This window comes from Arthrobacter alpinus (genome assembly GCF_900105965.1).
GTDB lineage: Bacteria > Actinomycetota > Actinomycetes > Actinomycetales > Micrococcaceae > Specibacter > Specibacter alpinus.
Window position 1 is genome coordinate 1907948 of the sequence record NZ_FNTV01000001.1, and the last position, 16481, is coordinate 1924428.

Annotated in this window: 17 protein-coding genes; 7 read left to right on the forward strand and 10 right to left on the reverse strand. The window is 59.6% G+C overall.

The window, feature by feature from the left end; genetic code table 11:
* On the reverse strand, nt 1–1011 hold the full coding sequence (locus BLV41_RS08945) for an alpha-ketoacid dehydrogenase subunit beta (protein ID WP_074711398.1): 1011 nt from the start codon (nt 1009–1011) through the stop codon (nt 1–3).
* Entirely contained in the window at nt 1008–2165 is a 1158-nt protein-coding gene (pdhA, locus tag BLV41_RS08950; RefSeq protein WP_074711399.1) for a pyruvate dehydrogenase (acetyl-transferring) E1 component subunit alpha, read from the reverse strand. The genes BLV41_RS08945 and pdhA overlap by 4 nt, the downstream gene beginning before the upstream one ends.
* Nucleotides 2166–2307: 142 nt before the next feature.
* Between pdhA and BLV41_RS08955 the strand changes: the two genes are divergently transcribed.
* The 3 genes from BLV41_RS08955 to BLV41_RS08965 all read left to right on the forward strand — a co-directional run bounded on the left by BLV41_RS08955 (nt 2308) and on the right by BLV41_RS08965 (nt 4073).
* A complete protein-coding gene (locus tag BLV41_RS08955; protein WP_044579026.1) occupies nt 2308–2778 on the forward strand; it encodes an Lrp/AsnC family transcriptional regulator in 471 nt (156 codons plus the stop codon).
* A gap of 123 nt (nt 2779–2901) precedes the next feature.
* Nucleotides 2902–3306: a DUF4383 domain-containing protein gene (locus BLV41_RS08960; protein WP_074711400.1), complete on the forward strand. Its 405-nt coding sequence runs from the start codon at nt 2902–2904 to the stop codon at nt 3304–3306.
* Between the two features lie 2 nt (nt 3307–3308).
* Entirely contained in the window at nt 3309–4073 is a 765-nt protein-coding gene (locus tag BLV41_RS08965; RefSeq protein WP_074711401.1) for a hypothetical protein, read from the forward strand.
* Nucleotides 4074–4407: 334 nt separating this feature from the next.
* On the opposite strand, the gene BLV41_RS08970 is transcribed toward BLV41_RS08965, so the two are convergent.
* Both BLV41_RS08970 and BLV41_RS08975 read right to left on the reverse strand, forming a co-directional pair.
* Complete coding sequence (locus tag BLV41_RS08970; RefSeq protein ID WP_083360682.1) at nt 4408–6060, reverse strand: solute symporter family protein; 1653 nt, start codon at nt 6058–6060, stop codon at nt 4408–4410.
* A gap of 3 nt (nt 6061–6063) precedes the next feature.
* On the reverse strand, nt 6064–6432 hold the full coding sequence (locus BLV41_RS08975) for a DUF485 domain-containing protein (RefSeq protein WP_044579152.1): 369 nt from the start codon (nt 6430–6432) through the stop codon (nt 6064–6066).
* Between the two features lie 135 nt (nt 6433–6567).
* On the opposite strand from BLV41_RS08975, the gene BLV41_RS08980 reads away from it, so the two are divergent.
* From BLV41_RS08980 to BLV41_RS08995, 4 genes are all read left to right on the forward strand, one after another.
* Nucleotides 6568–7803 carry a sensor histidine kinase gene (locus BLV41_RS08980; protein ID WP_074711402.1) on the forward strand — a complete coding sequence of 412 codons (1236 nt, stop codon included), beginning with the start codon at nt 6568–6570 and terminating at the stop codon, nt 7801–7803.
* A 197-nt stretch (nt 7804–8000) separates the two neighbouring features.
* Nucleotides 8001–8726: a LytR/AlgR family response regulator transcription factor gene (locus tag BLV41_RS08985; protein WP_074711403.1), complete on the forward strand. Its 726-nt coding sequence runs from the start codon at nt 8001–8003 to the stop codon at nt 8724–8726.
* A gap of 16 nt (nt 8727–8742) precedes the next feature.
* Nucleotides 8743–9135, forward strand: coding sequence for a hypothetical protein (locus BLV41_RS08990; RefSeq protein ID WP_044570629.1), 393 nt, complete (start codon nt 8743–8745; stop codon nt 9133–9135).
* Nucleotides 9132–10628, forward strand: coding sequence for a sodium/solute symporter (locus BLV41_RS08995; protein ID WP_074711404.1), 1497 nt, complete (start codon nt 9132–9134; stop codon nt 10626–10628). Before BLV41_RS08990 ends, BLV41_RS08995 begins: the two co-directional genes overlap by 4 nt.
* An 11-nt stretch (nt 10629–10639) precedes the next feature.
* Here the strand turns inward: BLV41_RS08995 and BLV41_RS09000 are convergent, their stop codons facing one another.
* The 6 genes from BLV41_RS09000 to rpsB form a co-directional block, all read right to left on the reverse strand.
* Nucleotides 10640–11239 carry a DivIVA domain-containing protein gene (locus BLV41_RS09000; protein WP_074711405.1) on the reverse strand — a complete coding sequence of 200 codons (600 nt, stop codon included), beginning with the start codon at nt 11237–11239 and terminating at the stop codon, nt 10640–10642.
* Nucleotides 11240–11303: 64 nt separating this feature from the next.
* Complete coding sequence (locus BLV41_RS09005) at nt 11304–12665, reverse strand: phosphatidate cytidylyltransferase (protein ID WP_342028188.1); 1362 nt, start codon at nt 12663–12665, stop codon at nt 11304–11306.
* Nucleotides 12665–13222, reverse strand: a complete 558-nt coding sequence (gene frr, locus BLV41_RS09010) for a ribosome recycling factor (protein ID WP_044570637.1) — start codon at nt 13220–13222, stop codon at nt 12665–12667. Before frr ends, BLV41_RS09005 begins: the two co-directional genes overlap by 1 nt.
* 131 nt (nt 13223–13353) lie before the next feature.
* Nucleotides 13354–14109 carry a UMP kinase gene (gene pyrH, locus BLV41_RS09015; protein WP_044570639.1) on the reverse strand — a complete coding sequence of 252 codons (756 nt, stop codon included), beginning with the start codon at nt 14107–14109 and terminating at the stop codon, nt 13354–13356.
* Between the two features lie 210 nt (nt 14110–14319).
* Nucleotides 14320–15147, reverse strand: coding sequence for a translation elongation factor Ts (gene tsf / locus BLV41_RS09020; protein ID WP_074711406.1), 828 nt, complete (start codon nt 15145–15147; stop codon nt 14320–14322).
* Nucleotides 15148–15311: 164 nt separating this feature from the next.
* Nucleotides 15312–16196 (reverse strand): 30S ribosomal protein S2, encoded by an 885-nt coding sequence (gene rpsB / locus BLV41_RS09025; RefSeq protein ID WP_044570643.1) that lies wholly within the window; start codon nt 16194–16196, stop codon nt 15312–15314.
* Nucleotides 16197–16481 lie beyond the last annotated feature (285 nt).

Below are 16481 nucleotides of genomic sequence, written 5' to 3' on the forward strand. Positions count from 1 at the left end.
TTAGTCTTCCAATCCAGAGTGGGAGTTGGTGCGGCCCAGGGCGCGGTCGACACCGTCGAGCATTCTGTCCAGGTCGGGGAGGTGGTGCTTTTCCAGCTTCGATGGTGGGTAGGGGATGTCGAAGCCGGTGACCCGGACGGGGGCGGCTTCGAGGTAGTTGAAGCAGCGTTCGGTGATGGTGGCGGCGATTTCGGCGCCGAGTCCAAGGGTTTGGCCTGCCTCGTGGCTGATGACGAGGCGGCCGGTGCGCCGGACTGATTCCATGATTGGCGGGTAGTCGATGGGAGAAAGGGATCGGAGGTCGATGACTTCGATGGATAGGCCTTCCGTGGCCGCAGCACTTGCGGCATCCAGCGCGGTTTTCACCAATGGCCCGTAGGTGACGAGGGTGACGTCGGTTCCGGCCGCCACTACCCGGGCCGCGCCCATGTGGGGTGCCGAGGCGAGTGGCGCTTCCAGGTCTACTTCACCCTTGGTGTGGTAGCGGCGTTTGGGCTCAAAGTAGAGAACAGGGTCATCGCTTGAGATGGCTTGGCGCAGCATCGTATAGGCGTCTTGAGGATTGGAGGGGCTGATGACCCGCAGCCCCGAGGTGTGTACGAAGTACGCTTCGGGGGATTCCGAGTGGTGTTCCGGAGAGCCGATTCCTCCGCCAAAGGGCACCCGGATGGTCAGCGGCATGCGAACTTTGCCGTGTGTGCGGACGTGCATCTTGGCGACTTGGGAAACTATCTGGTCAAAGCCGGGGTAAATGAAGCCGTCAAACTGAATCTCGCACACGGGCCGGAAGCCGCGGTAGGCCAACCCCACGGCGGTGCCGATAATGGCCGATTCCGCCAGGGGCGTGTCGATGACCCGGTGGGAGCCGAAATCCTTCATTAGCCCGTCGGTGACGCGGAAGACGCCTCCCAGCGTTCCAATGTCCTCACCCAGCAGGACAACCTTGGGATCGTCTTCCAACGCCCTGCGCAGGCCGGCGTTAATGGCCTGCGTGAGACTCAACTTACTCATGACGCACGTCCTTGTGGCATCGCGGGGGCTTCGTGTGAAGTGGTGGATTCTGGGCGTTCGAATGACGCCAGGTATTGGCGGTAGTGTTCACGCTGCCGATCAAGGACGGGGTGGTCCTCTACGTATACGTTTTCAAAAACGCTCATTGGATCGGGATCCGGGAGATTGATACACGCGTCTCGCAGCTCGGCGGCCACAGCGTCAGCCTTCGCTGCGATCGCGGACTCGGCAACGGCGTCGAGCTTTCCGGTGTTAGTGAGGAAGGTTCGCATGCGGGCCATCGGGTCCTTGGCACCCCACTCCTCCAACTCGGTGACGCCGCGGTAGCGCGTGGGGTCATCGGCAGTGGTGTGTGCACCCATCCTGTAGGTGACGGCTTCAATGAAGCTGGGGCCACCACTGGTGCGGGCGCGGTGGGCTGCCCAGCGGGTTGCGGCGAGGACAGCCAGGACGTCGTTGCCGTCTACCTGAATGCTCGGAATGCCGTATCCGGGGGCGCGTCCGGCGATCGGGACATGCGATTGCAGGCCAACGGGTTCGGAGATGGCCCAGTGGTTGTTTTGGCAGAAGAAGATCACTGGTGCCTGGAAGCTGGCCGCGAAGACCATGGATTCGTGGACGTCACCCTGGCTGGTGGCACCATCGCCCAGATACGCAATGGACAGTGATTCCTTGCCTTCCAGAACCAGACCCATGGCATATCCGGTGGCGTGCAGGGTTTGCGAGCCGATGATGATCTGGGGCGTGGCCATGTTGAATTCATACGGATCCCAGCCGGTGTTGCAGGTCCCGCGCCAGAGTCCAAGCACGTCGCCCATCGCGACGCCGCGGCAATAGGCCACACCGTTCTCGCGGTAAGTGGGGAAAATGAAATCGTCGGTTTCCAGCGCCCGTGCCGAACCAATTTGCGATGCTTCCTGGCCCAGCATGGGTGGCCACAACGCTAGCTGCCCTTGACGCTGCAGCGCCGTGGACTCAAAATCGATCCGGCGGATAACCACCATGTCTTCGTACAAATTTCGAAGCGTTTGATCGTCGATGTCACTGACGAATTCGTCCAGCAGATCGTCGCTTACACGATCACCATCTGCGGTGATGAGTTGGTGCATTGTCATTGCGGCGTGACCTGTGGGCTCGTGGCGCGAATGAGTCATATTGTTCGCCTCCCTGCATGGTAATGAGGATGGTTCCTATGAATGTGACGATACTCACGTCACACATTCGGCGCAATCACCATCATGGAAGTTGATCATTATGCTCCGTTCGGAGCGTTGCGACCGTGCTATTCTGCGCAGTATGCCTACTTTGGACGGTACCGACGCCCGCATCCTCCTAGCCCTGGTCCAGGACCCGCGGCAAACAGTTGTGGCCATGGCCGAAAGGCTGGGCTTATCCCGCAACACTGTCCAAGCCCGGATGGCTGCACTGGAGAAGCGTGATGTGTTTTTGAATTTCGATCACAGGGTCAGCACGGCAGCCATGGGCTACCCCTTGACCGCCTTCATCTCCGTGCATGTGCAGCAACAAAAACTTCCCCAGCTTGGCGCTGCACTGGCTGCCATCCCGGAGGTTGTTGAGGCCCACGGCCTGAGCGGCCGGGCCGACCTCTTGGTGCGTGTGGTGTCCAAAGGCGCGGAAGATCTCTTTCGCATCAACGGCAAGATCCTTGCCTGCGACGGTGTGGAGCGCACGGAGACATCGTTGGCGATGAATGAAGTCGTTCCATTCCGCCTCACTCCCCTCCTTGAACGGGAATTGGATAAATAATTCCTCCACCGCCCAATCCATAGTCCGTACCCGCTCCGAAGCACTGTCATGGGTTCATTTTGAACCCTGTCAGGACACGACGAAGTGAACCATTCTTCGTCGTCGGGAAAAGGACTAATCATCATGCGCACTTCACCGAATAGATTGCTTGCCACCGTTTTCGGCGCTGTTTACCTTTTGGTTGGCATCGTTGGATTCTTCGTCACCAGCGGAATCGGCTTCTTCGCGACCGAGGGCCGGAACTTGATCGTCTTTGAGGTCAACCCTCTGCACAACATCATTCACCTTGCCATCGGCGCAGCACTTTTGATCGCCGGTTTATCCTCGGTGGCGGCCGCTAAGACCATGAACTCCACTGTTGGTTCCGTCTACCTCTTGGTGGGAATTGTGGGCCTGTTCCTGCCAGGGACCTCACTGAACATCATCGCTCTCAATGGCGCTGACAACGTACTGCACCTGGGCAGCGCACTGGTCCTGCTGGCCGTGGGCCTGTCTCAGGACCGCGCAGCCGCCGCTCGAACCATCTGAGCATGACGGCCGCCCAGCACACGGGAGCCCCGCCCCTGACAAGGCGGGGGCATTCCAGGAGTGCGATCAGGAGTGAACACCGGGTCGAGGCAAGCAGTCAGCGCAGTCAGGCCGGAACTCAGCTCTCGTCGCTCTACACAAGTTTGGCGCTGCTGGGCATCGCCGCCTTGGCAGGTGCTGCAACGTCAAGTTTGATCCCCGGGCTCGGAGGGGAAACCGCAGGGTCGGGCGATCCGCTGAGGACCGGAATTGATGCCTCTGCGATATGGGGATGGACAGCAGGTGGCACGTCCGCCGTTTACTGCTTGGCTGCCCTTGCTTACGGCTTTGTCTCGTTCAGGAAGGGCGCTCTTCCGCGGGTGTCGGCGCTTCGCCTGGTAGTTGCCTTAGCGGCCGGCGTTCACTTGATTGGCTTGTTGGAGGGATTGTGGCGATCGCCCGAGTCTGGCCGAACCTTTGATGGAACGCTTGCCTCCCTTCTCATTCTTGAGCTGTCGGTGATCGCGGTCCTCGGGTGGGTCAGGAACGTTGAGCTGCGAAACCTTCCCTCAAAGAAAGCACGGCGGGAACCATCTGCCATGGCAGTTGTTGGCAGTCTGTTCGCTGCTTCTGTTCTTGTTGCTGCAATAACGACGGCGGGAATGGCGGCTTCGACGGCGGGTGACCTTGCAGTTCCGCACTCCGGACATTCACAGACAGGTACGGAAAACGGCCCCAACGTTCCCAGCAATATTGAGCAATTGAAAAACCAAGGCCACCACCACTAGAGCAGAAACCTCGATGGTGATGGCATGAAAGAGGCCCTGTTCCTGCGTTGTACGCAGAAACAGGGCCTCCTTCAGTGGACAGTTGATCAGACGCGCCACCGGCTGGCCTTCAACGCATGACCTGTGAACCGGGCCCACAGTCCCTAGGGGCCCAATATTCAGACGCGCCAGCGGCTGAACATTGGGGAGGGACTGGATAGGCCCACAACTGCGAGTGGCCCCCAAGGGGAGACACGCTTGCGGCTGTACCTCCACACATGAACCGGGCCCACAGTCCCGAGGGGCCCCAATATTCAGACGCGCCAGCGGCTGAACATTGGGGAGGGACTGGGGACTAGTGGTCCGCCGCCTTTTCTGCACCGATGCCGGTAAGAGAGCGGACTTCCATCTCTGCTTGGATGACGGCGTTTTCCGTGTTCTTATCCAGCACTGTTCCCAACCAGCCGAGGAAGAACGCCAGCGGGATGGAGACAATGCCTGGGTTGGCCAGCGGGAACCAGGAGAAGTCCGCGCCAGGAATCATGGCCTTTGTATTGCCGGACACTACCGGGGAGAAGGCGATGAGGAGGATAGCCGAGGCCAGTCCGCCGTACATGCTCCAGAGTGCCCCTTGTGTAGTGAACTTTTTCCAGAACAGCGAGTAGACAATGGTGGGCAGGTTTGCCGATGCGGCCACCGCGAATGCGAGAGCTACGAGGAACGCGATGTTCTGGCCATTGGCCAGGATGCCGCCGCCAATGGCGACGAGACCGATCACAACCACTGTGCGGCGAGCAACTTTGACTTCCATTTCAGGTTTGGGGTCACCCTTGGCGATGACATTGGAGTAAATGTCGTGGGCAAACGAGGCAGCTGCAGTGATGGTGAGGCCAGCCACCACAGCCAGAATCGTGGCGAATGCAACGGCTGAAATGAAGCCGAGCAGAACGGGCCCGCCAATCACAAACGCCAGCAGCGGTGCTGCGGCGTTGACTCCACCAGGAGCGTCGAGAATTGCTTCCTTGCCGATCAACGCACCCGCGCCGTAACCCAACACCAAGGTGAATAGGTAGAAGGCACCGATGAGCCAGATGGCCCACACTACTGATTTCCGGGCTTCCTTGGCGGTGGGGACAGTGTAGAAGCGCATCAGGACGTGGGGCAGTGCCGCGGTGCCCAGAACCAAAGCCAGGGCGAGGGAGATGAAGTCAAGCGGTGCCTTGCCGTACTGCGCTCCCGGGTTGAGCAGGGCTTCGCCAACTCCACCCTCGGCAACGGAGGTCTGCACGGCTGCATCCATGAGTGTTGAGAGGTTGAAGCCATGCATGGCGAGCACAATGATGGTCATAATTGCGGCGCCAATGATCAACAGGAAGGCTTTGATGATCTGTACCCATGTGGTGCCCTTCATGCCACCGATCAGTACGTACACGATCATGAGGACACCAACCACGGCAATGACAACGTTTTGTCCCGCCTTATTGGAGCTGTCCAGACCCAGCAACAATGACACCAAGCCGCCGGCGCCCGCCATCTGGGCCAGAAGGTAGAAGAAACAGACAACCAATGTTGTGGTGGCAGCGGCAATGCGCACGGGGCGCTGCTTCAGACGGAAGGAGAGCACATCCGCCATGGTGAACTTGCCCGTGTTGCGCAGCAGTTCAGCGACGAGCAAGAGCGCCACAAGCCATGCAACAAGGAAGCCAATGGAGTAGAGGAAGCCGTCGTAGCCATTGACGGCGATTGCTCCGGTAATGCCCAAGAAGGAAGCCGCCGACAGGTAGTCACCGGCAATGGCAGTTCCGTTTTGGCCGCCCGAGAACGATCGGCCCGCTGCGTAATAATCAGCCGCGGTGTTGTTATTGCGGCTGGCGCGGAATACGACAACCATCGTGATGGCCACGAAGCCAACAAAGATCAAGATATTGATCCATGAGTGTTCCTTGGTCTGCTCACCAAGAGATGCAGCCAGCGGTGCGACGTTGCTGAGTGTGGCGGACAGGCTCATGAGCTAAACCTCTTCCTTGTTCATATCGGCTTCTTCGATCTGTTTTTCCAAGCGTTGGCGGATCACGGCGGCCTGGGGATCGAGCCGGCGATTAGCGTACGTGACATACCAAGTGGTGATGCCGAAGGTGGTGACGAACTGCAGCAGACCCAAGAGCAAACCAACGTTGATGCTCCCCCACACCTTGATGGACATGAAGTCGTGCGCATAGGCCGCCAACAAGACATAGGCGAAGTACCAGATGAGGAATCCGGCGGCTACGGGGAAAACGAAACTTCTGTGAGACTTGCGAAGCTCTTGAAACTCCGGGGACCTTTGTTCTGCGACAAAATCCACCGGACCTGGCGTGCTTGCGTGGGCTGAGTTACCCATCATTCCTCCTTGAGTGATGTGATAGCTTCCACTATGAAGTGTCCTGGCTCACATTTTGATGTTGTTCGAAGGCCTCCGCGGTGAACGGCATGCAAGCTGCGCCGAACGGCAAATTCCCCCGCTAGTCTTGTCTTCATGCCCACTGAAGTGCTCAGCGATTCGACCCTCCTGCTCATAACGACCATCGCAGCGGTGGTTGCAGCGATAGCCATTGTGGCCGCAGTTGGCTTCCGACTGTCCCGCTCACACCGTGAGCTCGGCACGGAAGCCGAACATGCCACATTTGCGGCACTGCATTCGGCTGCGGTGGCCGGAGAACAACTACGCAATGGCCTGGAACCGGCTGGTGCGTTGAAGGCGAGCCGCCAATTGCGCACATTGCTCAACTGCGCTGCTTTTGCCATGACAGACAACGCTCGTCTGCTGGCATGGGACGGATCCGGCGCCGCTGCAAAACAACCGGAGTCCCCCGTCGTCATGGAACTGGTGGCCAAGGCGCTCAGCAACGGTCGCACGCAGGTGGCCTCCCTGGATGGGCCGCTGCGCGAGGCGCTGGGACTACCCCCGCACGACGGCGACCTCAAGGCCGCGGTCATCAGTCCACTGAAGGTCGATTCCCGGCCGGTAGGCGCCGTCATCATTCTTTCAAAAACCCCTACGGCCGGGCTGGTGCGGGCCACCAACGAGGTGGCCACGTGGGTTTCGGCACAACTCGAGATCGCCGAGCTGAGCTCCTCGCGGACCCTGTTGGCTGAGGCCGAGGTCCGTGCTCTTCGCGCCCAGATCAGCCCGCACTTTATTTACAACTCACTAAACGCCATCGCATCATTCATCAACACCGATCCACAGCGCGCCCGGGACCTTGTGGTGGAATTCGCAGATTTCACTCGCTACTCCTTCCGCCGTCATGGAGACTTCACTACTTTGGCCGAGGAATTGCGGTGCATCGACCGATACCTCCTGCTGGAAAATGCCCGTTTTGGTGATCGTTTGCAGGTCAGTTTGCAGATCGCCCCTGAGGTCCTCAGTACCGTAATTCCGTTCCTGAGCCTGCAGCCGCTGGTGGAAAACGCCGTTCGCCACGGGCTTGAAGCCAAAGTCGGATCGGGGACGGTGCAGATCTGCGCGCGAGACCTGGGCGCGTACACGGAAGTCACAATAGAGGACGACGGCGTTGGCATGGACCCTGAACAGCTGCGGCTGGTACTTGCCGGCCAACAAGACGGGCATCATGTAGGTCTGCGCAACGTCGATGCCCGTCTCCGCCAGGTTTATGGCGAGGACCACGGGCTCACGATCGATACAGGATTAGGGCATGGCATGCTCATCACCATGACGGTGCCGAAGAACCAACCCGGGCACGACGCCTAGCGCCTCCCCAAACTCGCTTCTCCCCACCCGCTCCCATCGCGGGCGTGGGCCCCCGCTTGGGGCCCCTCGGCGGTTAGCGCCTCCCCGCCTCCCCAAACTCGCTTCTCCCCACCCGCTCCCATCGCTCGCAAGCTCGCGACGGGACCCTCGCGGGCGTGGGCCCCCGCTTGGGGCCCCTCGGCGGTTAGGCTTAGCGCATGATTAACGTCCTTGTCGCTGACGACGAGCTACCGGCGGTTGAGGAGCTGGCTTTCTTACTGGGCCGCGACCCCCGCATAGGGCGAATTCATCGCGCCCAGAACAGTGCCCAAGCTCTTGACCTGCTGGAAAAGCACGAGGTGCATGCGGTTTTCCTTGACATCCACATGCCCGGACTGTCCGGGCTGGAGCTGGCAGAAGTGATTGGCCGGCGCAGCAACCCGCCACTTGTCATCTTCGTAACGGCCGACGACGATCGCGCGCTGGAAGCCTTCGAGCTCGCGGCTGTGGACTACCTGCTCAAACCCTTGCGCACTGATCGCCTAACGCGCACAGTGGACAGGGTGGTTGAGCTTGTCTCCCACCCAGCGGCCGCCGAAGAAGTTGAGATGATCACCGTAGACCAGGGCGGTGTCAGCCGCATTATTCGCTTGGACGAGGTGAAATTTGTGCAGGCTCAGGGCGACTACGCCCGTCTCCACACAGCCGAGGCCAGCTACTTGATCCGGATCCCACTTGCAGATCTTGAACAGCGGTGGAGCGAATCCGGATTCATCAGGATCCACCGCTCTTACCTGGTCTGCTTGGGTTTTGTGACGGCCATGAAACTCAGTGCTGCCAAACCCACAGTTTCAGTGGGTAGCGCGGTATTACCCGTCAGCCGCCGCCACATATCCGTACTGCGGGAACATCTGCAAGCAACGCGTGTTCGGCCGCTAGCATGAGCCTCCGGTACAAGCCGTGAGCACAGGCCCCACCCAGCCGCCGGCCACAGGCAGAGAAAGGGTCGCCGCCCCACGCCGCAACGGCCACCGAGAATCCTACGGCGCCACCGTATCCCAAGAAGTGGCCGAACAAACGGCCGTCGGCGAAGTCATGGTGCGCTCACTCATCCGATCTCAACTCCGGCTGGCTATCGTCGTCTCCGCTGGCTTCGCTGCGTCATTGCTGTTGTGTTGGGGGGCTGTCAGATGGGTGCCCGCCATTGCCGAATCGCGGCTTGCCGGCATTCCGCTTCCTTGGCTGGTCCTGGGCGTTGGCGTTTACCCCATCATCGGTGCCTGCGCCTGGCTTTATGTGAGGGCCGCGGCCAAGAACGAATCGGCCTACCGAGATCTGGTGGATGAAAAATGAATCCGGTCATCGGCTATTCGGCCTTCATTCTTGTTTCTCTGGCCACCACCATCATTGGCTTTTACGGGCTCCGGATCTCCCGCACCACGAGCGATTTTTACGTAGCCTCACGCACCGTCAAGCCGTGGTGGAACGCCTCGGCCATTGGCGGTGAATACCTCTCAGCAGCCAGTTTTCTGGGCATCGCCGGACTCATAGTCATGTCAGGGATCGATGCGCTGTGGTTTCCCATTGGCTACACAGCCGGGTACTTGATGCTGCTGTTCTTTGTAGCCGCTCCATTGCGCCGATCCGGCGCCTACACCATCCCGGATTTCGCCCAAGCCCGGCTTGAATCAACCACTGCCCGTTATGTGACCAGCATTCTGGTAGTTGCTGTGGGATGGTTCTATATTGTGCCGCAATTGCACGGTGCCGCACTCACCATTCGTACCACCACAGGGTTGCCATCCTGGGTGGGAGCCGGCGCCGTCGTGGTTATTGTGTGCTTGACAGTGGTGACGGGCGGAATGCGGTCCATTACCTTTGTTCAGGCATTTCAGTTTTGGCTAAAACTCACGGCGCTGGCAGTACCTGCCGTGTTCATGTTGCTCATGGTCACCGGCAGTTCAGGACCTGCCCCTGCACTACCCGGCGGGGTCGAGCTATTTCCTCCGGCAGAGCCGCTCACGGGCGGCGCCACGTACAGCACACTCTCACTCATGGTCGCACTCCTTTTCGGGACGCTGGGGCTCCCCCACGTGTTGGTGCGTTTTTATACAAACCCCGACGGCGCGGCAGCTCGCCGGACGACCCTGATCGTTTTGGGGTTGTTGTCGGTGTTTTACTTGTTCCCCACCATCTACGGCGTTCTTGGCCGGGCGTTTCTGCCGGAGCTGGCGATCAACGGTTACCCGGATGCCACGGTCCTGCTGCTGCCTGGGCGGCTCATTGGTGGCCTGGGTGGCGACATGCTCTCCGCGTTGGTGGTGGCCGGAGCCTTCGCGGCGTTCCTCTCCACAACCTCGGGCCTCGTTGTCTCGCTGGCCGGAGTGATCAGCCAGGACATCATGGGCGGCAGCGTGCGCGGATTTAGGATCGCGGCAGTTTTCGCCGCCGTCGTTCCTTTTGGCGTTGCCATGATGACGGACTCGTTGGCGCTGGCCGGTAGCGTGGGACTGGTTTTTGCCTTCACCGCATCCACGATCTGCCCTCTGCTGCTGCTGGGCATTTGGTGGCGCGGATTGACCGATGCTGGCGCTGTTGCGGGAATGCTGACCGGCGGTGTCCTCTGCGGAACGGCTATTCTTGCCGGGGCCCGTGTGGGGCTGGAGTCACCTTGGCGTGACGTCTTGACTCAGCCCGCCGCGTGGACCGTTCCTGCGGCATTTCTGGTCACCATTCTCGTCTCGAAGGCTACGGCTCACCGCCGCAGCAGCTCAGTGGCGCGTTTCATGACCAAGCTGCACGTTCCGGAACGGCCACTGGCTGTAGAGAACCCCCGGAACCAGTAAGGCGTCGGGAGCTACTTGGCGGGCAGCGGATCGATGGATGCCATCAGCTCCACAACCCTGTCAAGGAACGCGTCAACCTGGCTTTCTTCATATCCGTCTGCACCCTTTTCAGGGGCAAAGACGGCACGGCGCACAACATCAACGCTGAGCTCGCCGTTGTCCTCGATATAGACCAAGAGCTCACGGCAGAGCACGTCAACATCCTTGATGTTGTAGCTCTGCGCGCCCTTCCTGCTGGGGCGGCGGAAGCGTTCGCCGTCGGGACGGTGAAGGCGGGCGCGCAGCACGGAAGCTGTCTTGCCGATCTTCATCATCCAGGCCTTTTCGCCTTCTCCGGCAATGAGCAATTCCTTCTCGCGAAGAACAAACTCATCTTCGATCCGGTCCATGGCAGCGTCCACAGCCTGAGCGTTGTAGCCACCCCTGGCCGGGTCGAACGAGGCCGTGCGAACGTCGAGGCTCGTGATTGCCTTGCCACTGGTATCGGTGTTCAGGAAGTACGCCCGGGCGCGCTCCAGGAACACATCCACCTGCTTGACGTTGTAACCAACTTCCTTGGGACCAACCAACTTAAACTTGGAGTTGGTCCGGGGGGTCTCATCCACTGTCACAGTCATTCCTTGAACTTTTCTCTACGGGTTGCAACGAACGGTGCCATGCACCGGGGCACGGCGGTCAGAACTGGCCGACTACGGTAAAGATGGCGTAAGCCACCGGTGCGGCAAACAAGATTGAATCGAGTCTATCCATGACCCCGCCGTGGCCGGGCAATAAGTTACTCATGTCCTTCACGCCAAGCTCACGCTTAACCATGGACTCAGCAAAGTCGCCACCCGTGCCGGCAAAAACCAGGCCGACGGCAAGGACAAGCCCAACCCACCATTGTTGATCAAGCAGGAACATAGTGGCCGGAATCGCTACGAGCGTTGCCCCTGCCAGAGAACCGGCGAAACCTTCCCAGGACTTCTTTGGACTGATCTTGGGCGCCATGGGGTGCTTGCCAAAAATCACGCCTACCAAATACCCGAAAGTGTCGTTGGCAACTACCAGCATCAGCATGATGAGAACCTCGATCACGCCGGGGCTGATGTTCCCCAAGTCCAAGGTCAAGCCCAGAATTGGCTGCTGATCGCCGCGAAGCATCAGGAACACGAAGCTGAGTAGGAACGGGATCCACATGAGGGAGAACACGCCAGCCAGAATGCTCTTGACAGCTCCGGGTTCGGAATCAAGGGAGCGCCAGAGAACTGTCGCTGCGGCGCTTGCCACGAGGGCAAAGAGCAAACCTTCCGCACCAGCAAAATAGGCTGAGATTGGCATGGCCAAGGCGCCCACCATGATCGGAGTGGTTGGCGCCTTGATGCCCCTGGTGCCGATGGCACGGTTGACTTCCCATACGCCAACACAGGCAAAGACCGTGGCCACAAAAACGAAGGCAACCGGGAAGAACAACAAGGACACAACTACCAGAACCAGCAGCCCGACGCCCACGCTGATGGCGGCTGGAAGATCCCTGCCGGCCTTGGGTGTGCGTGCAGCTTTGAGAGTTGTAGCGGCCTCAGGCATGGCTCCCACGGGCCCTTGCGGAACCGGAATCACGGGTAGACCCGTCACCTGCATCGCAGATACGGGTCGCGGCGCGTTCTCCGAATCCGTCTCAGCGTCCATGGGAAGCTCGGTGTCCATTGAATGCCCGACGCCGGAGGCCTCACCCAAGGGGGCCGCAGGGGAATCAGGCTTATCCTGCTCGGTGTCCACCTGCTCCGCGGCTTCTACCTGCTCAACCGGAGCGTCGGCCTGGCTCGTGCCTGGGGTGGTCTCGGCGTCGTTCTTCCCGGTTTCCTGCTGTCCCGCAGCAGGCTCAGCCGCAGCGTTTTTGGGCACGATGATGGGAATCATACCCGTCAATTCAGCGTGACGGCGGGCTTTCCGCGTGGGAAACTGGTATTCAGCCGGAGCTGGTATGAGCTCGGGCGTTGGATTGGACGCGGCCGGTTCCCCTTGGGAACCGGCCAGCGTACTCTTGGGGTCTGTCATTAGACCTCGAGGAGCTCGGCTTCCTTGCGTTTGAGCAATTCGTCGATGTTGTCCACGTGAGACTTGGTCATGGCGTCAAGTTCCTTCTCGGCGCGGTTGCCCTCGTCTTCACCGGCGTCGCCATCCTTGACTAGGCGGTCCAGCTGCTCCTTGGCCTTGCGACGGATGTTGCGAACAGAGATCTTGGCGTCTTCACCCTTGGTGCGGACAATCTTGACGTATTCCTTGCGGCGTTCCTGGGTCAGCTCCGGCATGTTGATGCGGATAACGGTGCCGTCGTTGGATGGGTTGGCGCCAACCTCGGAGGAGCTCAGTGCGCGCTCGATGTCATGCATGGCCGTCTTGTCGAACGGAGAGATCAGCAGGGTGCGTGCTTCCGGAACGGAGAACGAGGCCAGCTGCTGCAGCGGCGTCGGCGAACCGTAGTACTCAACCATGACCTTATGGAACATGGCAGGGTTGGCACGGCCAGTGCGGACCGCAGAGAATTCCTCTTTGGCAACCTCAATGGCCTTGTCCATCTTTTCTTCTGCCTCGAGCAATGCTTCTTCGATCACGCGCTTCTCCCTCAATAAATAAAGACACTTCTTTTCCGCGGCAAAAAACCGCGGCAATTCTGAGACCATCCTACCGTGATCACCACGGCGAACCTGCCCAGCCACACGTCAGCATGGCCGGGACACTTTCACTACGGCGTGACCAGCGTTCCCAGCTCCTCGCCAAGGATGGCACGGGCAACATTGCCTTCGCCTTCCATGCCGAAGACCAGCATGGTCACGTTGTTGTCCTTGCACAGGCTGAACGCTGTCTGGTCCATGACGCGAATGTCACGTGCCATGGCCTCGTCGTAGCTCAAGTGGTCGAGCTTGACGGCCGTGGGGTCCTTCTTGGGATCGGCCGTGTAGACACCGTCGACACCGTTCTTGGCCATGAGAACCACGTCTGCGTGGACTTCCAGCGCACGCTGGGCTGCGACGGTGTCAGTGGAGAAGTAGGGCAGGCCTGCACCGGCACCGAAGATGACCACGCGGCTCTTCTCGAGGTGGCGGATGGCGCGCCGGGGAATGTAGGCTTCAGCAACCTGACCCATGGTGATGGCGCTCTGCACGCGGGTATCGACTCCAGCTTGTTCCAGGAAGTCCTGAAGTGCCAGGCAGTTCATGACGGTGCCCAGCATACCCATGTAGTCGGCGCGTGAGCGGTCCATACCGGAAGCGGAAAGCTCGGCTCCGCGGAAGAAGTTGCCGCCGCCTACAACAATGGCCACCTCAACTGTGTCCACGGTGCTGGCGATCTGCTTGGCGATGGCTCGGATCGTATCCGGATCGACGCCGAGCTTGCCTGCGCCAAATACCTCACCGGAGAGCTTTAGCAACACACGACGGCGCTTGGGGGCTCCTGCTGCGGGGGTAGTGGGCGCGTTCTGCGAAGTATTCGTGGTCATGGTGCCTTCCGTGGGTACCGGCGTTTTGCTGACGGTGCGTTTGTTTGCCACGCGCCAGCTGCTTGCGTGCAGTTGAGCAGTGATTACCAGATCCAGGACCGGGCAAAGTGGTGCGTCTAAAATCTTAGCTGACAATAGACGCCAAGAAGGGGCAACCGCAGTTTGCGATTGCCCCTTCTTCGTCACATCTTTTAGAGCATTTTGCGTTAGTTATGCGCCAACGCGGAAACGTGCAAAGCCAACAGGCTTGACGCTTGCTTCTGCCAGAACAGCGGCAACGCTTTTCTTGGAGTCCTTCGCGAAGGGCTGGTCAACCAAGACGATCTCCTTGAAGAAGCCGGTGAGGCGTCCTTCAACGATCTTCGTCATGGCAGCTTCGGGCTTGCCCTCGGCCTGTGCGGTTTCGCTTGCAATGCGGCGTTCGCTTTCAACGACCTCAGGAGCAACTTCGTCACGGGTCAGGAACGTCGGGGACATGGCAGCAATGTGCACGGCTACGTCGTGGGCAACTTCCTGGTTGTCGCCGTCAATAGCGAACAGCACGCCAACCTGGGCCGGAAGGTCCTTAGAGGTCTTGTGCAGGTAAGCGTCAACAGTTGCACCTTCAACGCGGGCAAGGCGGCGGATGGCAACCTTTTCACCCAAGAGTGCGCCGGCTGCAATGACAGCCTCGGACATGGGCTTGCCGTCTACGTCAACGGCCAGCAGTGCCTCAACATCGGCCGCGCCGGAGGAGACGGCCGTGGCCAGAACCTTGTTGGCGAATTCGATGAAGGGAGCAGCCTTGGCTACGAAGTCAGTTTCGCAGGCGACCTCAACCATGACGCCAACGCCACCGTCAACAGCTGCGGCAACGAGGCCTTCAGCGGTTGAACGGCCTTCGCGCTTGGTGGCACCCTTGAGGCCCTTGATGCGGATGAGCTCCATGGCCTTGTCGGCGTCGCCGTTGGCCTCGTCGAGAGCCTTCTTGACGTCCATCATGCCAGCGCCCGTGCGCTCGCGCAGAGCCTTAATATCAGCGGCGGTGTAGTTCGCCATATGAACCCCTCAGTGTAGATGTTTGAGTATGTAAATCAGTTTTAGGCCAGTTCTGGCAGGACCGCTTTGCCTTGTGAGCGGTGCGATCCTGCCAGCATCTGGTTCCTTGACTTGGCTGTAACTTGCCGGGTTGACCCCGTGCACGTCACTGCCAGGAAAGGATGTTACTTCTCGGTTGCAGCTTCAGCCGGTGCTTCAACAGCAGCTTCGACGGGTGCTTCAACAACAGCCTCGGCCTCAACCGGAGCTTCAACAGCGGCTTCAGCCGGTGCTTCAACAGCCTTGTCGCCTTCGAGGAGTTCGCGCTCCCACTCAGCCAAGGGCTCAGCCGGTGCTTCTTCGTTGCCGGTTGCCTTGTTGTTGCGGGCGATCAGGCCTTCAGCAATGGCGTCAGCGATGACACGAGTCAACAGTGCAACGGAGCGGATGGCGTCGTCGTTACCCGGAATCGGGAAATCAACTTCGTCGGGGTTGCAGTTGGAGTCCAAGATGGCAACAACCGGGATGTTCAGCTTGTGAGCCTCGTCGATGGCGAGGTGTTCCTTCGGGGTGTCAACAACCCAAAGCACGGACGGTGCCTTGGTCAGGTTGCGGATACCACCGAGGTTGGTCTGCAGCTTGATGAGTTCACGCTTGAGGAGCAAGAGCTCCTTCTTGGTGTGACCGGAGGAAGCAACGTCTTCGAAATTGATCTCTTCGAGTTCCTTCATGCGGGCGATACGCTTGGAAACGGTCTGGAAGTTGGTGAGCATACCACCCAACCAGCGCTGGTTCACGTACGGCTGGCCAACACGAGTAGCCTGCTCGGCGATTGCTTCCTGAGCCTGCTTCTTGGTACCAACGAAGAGAACGGTGCCGCCGTGTGCAACGGTGGCCTTTACGAACTCGTATGCGCGGTCAATGAAAGACAGTGACTGCTGCAGGTCGATGATGTAGATGCCGTTGCGCTCCGTCAGGATGAATCGCTTCATCTTCGGGTTCCAACGACGGGTCTGGTGTCCAAAGTGGACGCCGCTGTCAAGCAGCTGGCGCATTGTTACGACGGGCATGCCGGCGCTCCTTCAATATAATTTAACGGTTATTTAGCGTGTAGAGCCGCACGGTTTCCCAAGCGGTTCGTTAGCTCCTGGCACCCATTGTGCATTCCATAAACCACCGTGAGGCGGACCGTATGGGCACAATCCATCAGCAGTGTCCAAGATAATTCTTGAGACCTCATCAGGGTGGGGTGCGCGTAGTCAGTGCACAAACAGCGCACTGCTCCCTCAATGTTACTACAAGACCTCTACAGGGGCTGACCAAAGCAAGTCCTCCACAGGAGGCGAATATTGCCT

Excerpts from the sequence above, each read along its gene's own strand:
- BLV41_RS08945 (WP_074711398.1), bottom strand. The coding sequence starts at position 1,011 with ATGAGTAAGTTGAGTCTCACGCAGGCCATTAACGCCGGCCTGCGCAGG.
- pdhA (WP_074711399.1), bottom strand. The coding sequence starts at position 2,165 with ATGACTCATTCGCGCCACGAGCCCACAGGTCACGCCGCAATGACAATG.
- BLV41_RS08955 (WP_044579026.1), top strand. The coding sequence starts at position 2,308 with ATGCCTACTTTGGACGGTACCGACGCCCGCATCCTCCTAGCCCTGGTC.
- BLV41_RS08960 (WP_074711400.1), top strand. The coding sequence starts at position 2,902 with ATGCGCACTTCACCGAATAGATTGCTTGCCACCGTTTTCGGCGCTGTT.
- BLV41_RS08965 (WP_074711401.1), top strand. The coding sequence starts at position 3,309 with ATGACGGCCGCCCAGCACACGGGAGCCCCGCCCCTGACAAGGCGGGGG.
- BLV41_RS08970 (WP_083360682.1), bottom strand. The coding sequence starts at position 6,060 with ATGAGCCTGTCCGCCACACTCAGCAACGTCGCACCGCTGGCTGCATCT.
- BLV41_RS08975 (WP_044579152.1), bottom strand. The coding sequence starts at position 6,432 with ATGGGTAACTCAGCCCACGCAAGCACGCCAGGTCCGGTGGATTTTGTC.
- BLV41_RS08980 (WP_074711402.1), top strand. The coding sequence starts at position 6,568 with ATGCCCACTGAAGTGCTCAGCGATTCGACCCTCCTGCTCATAACGACC.
- BLV41_RS08985 (WP_074711403.1), top strand. The coding sequence starts at position 8,001 with ATGATTAACGTCCTTGTCGCTGACGACGAGCTACCGGCGGTTGAGGAG.
- BLV41_RS08995 (WP_074711404.1), top strand. The coding sequence starts at position 9,132 with ATGAATCCGGTCATCGGCTATTCGGCCTTCATTCTTGTTTCTCTGGCC.
- BLV41_RS09005 (WP_342028188.1), bottom strand. The coding sequence starts at position 12,665 with ATGACAGACCCCAAGAGTACGCTGGCCGGTTCCCAAGGGGAACCGGCC.
- pyrH (WP_044570639.1), bottom strand. The coding sequence starts at position 14,109 with ATGACCACGAATACTTCGCAGAACGCGCCCACTACCCCCGCAGCAGGA.
- tsf (WP_074711406.1), bottom strand. The coding sequence starts at position 15,147 with ATGGCGAACTACACCGCCGCTGATATTAAGGCTCTGCGCGAGCGCACG.
- rpsB (WP_044570643.1), bottom strand. The coding sequence starts at position 16,196 with ATGCCCGTCGTAACAATGCGCCAGCTGCTTGACAGCGGCGTCCACTTT.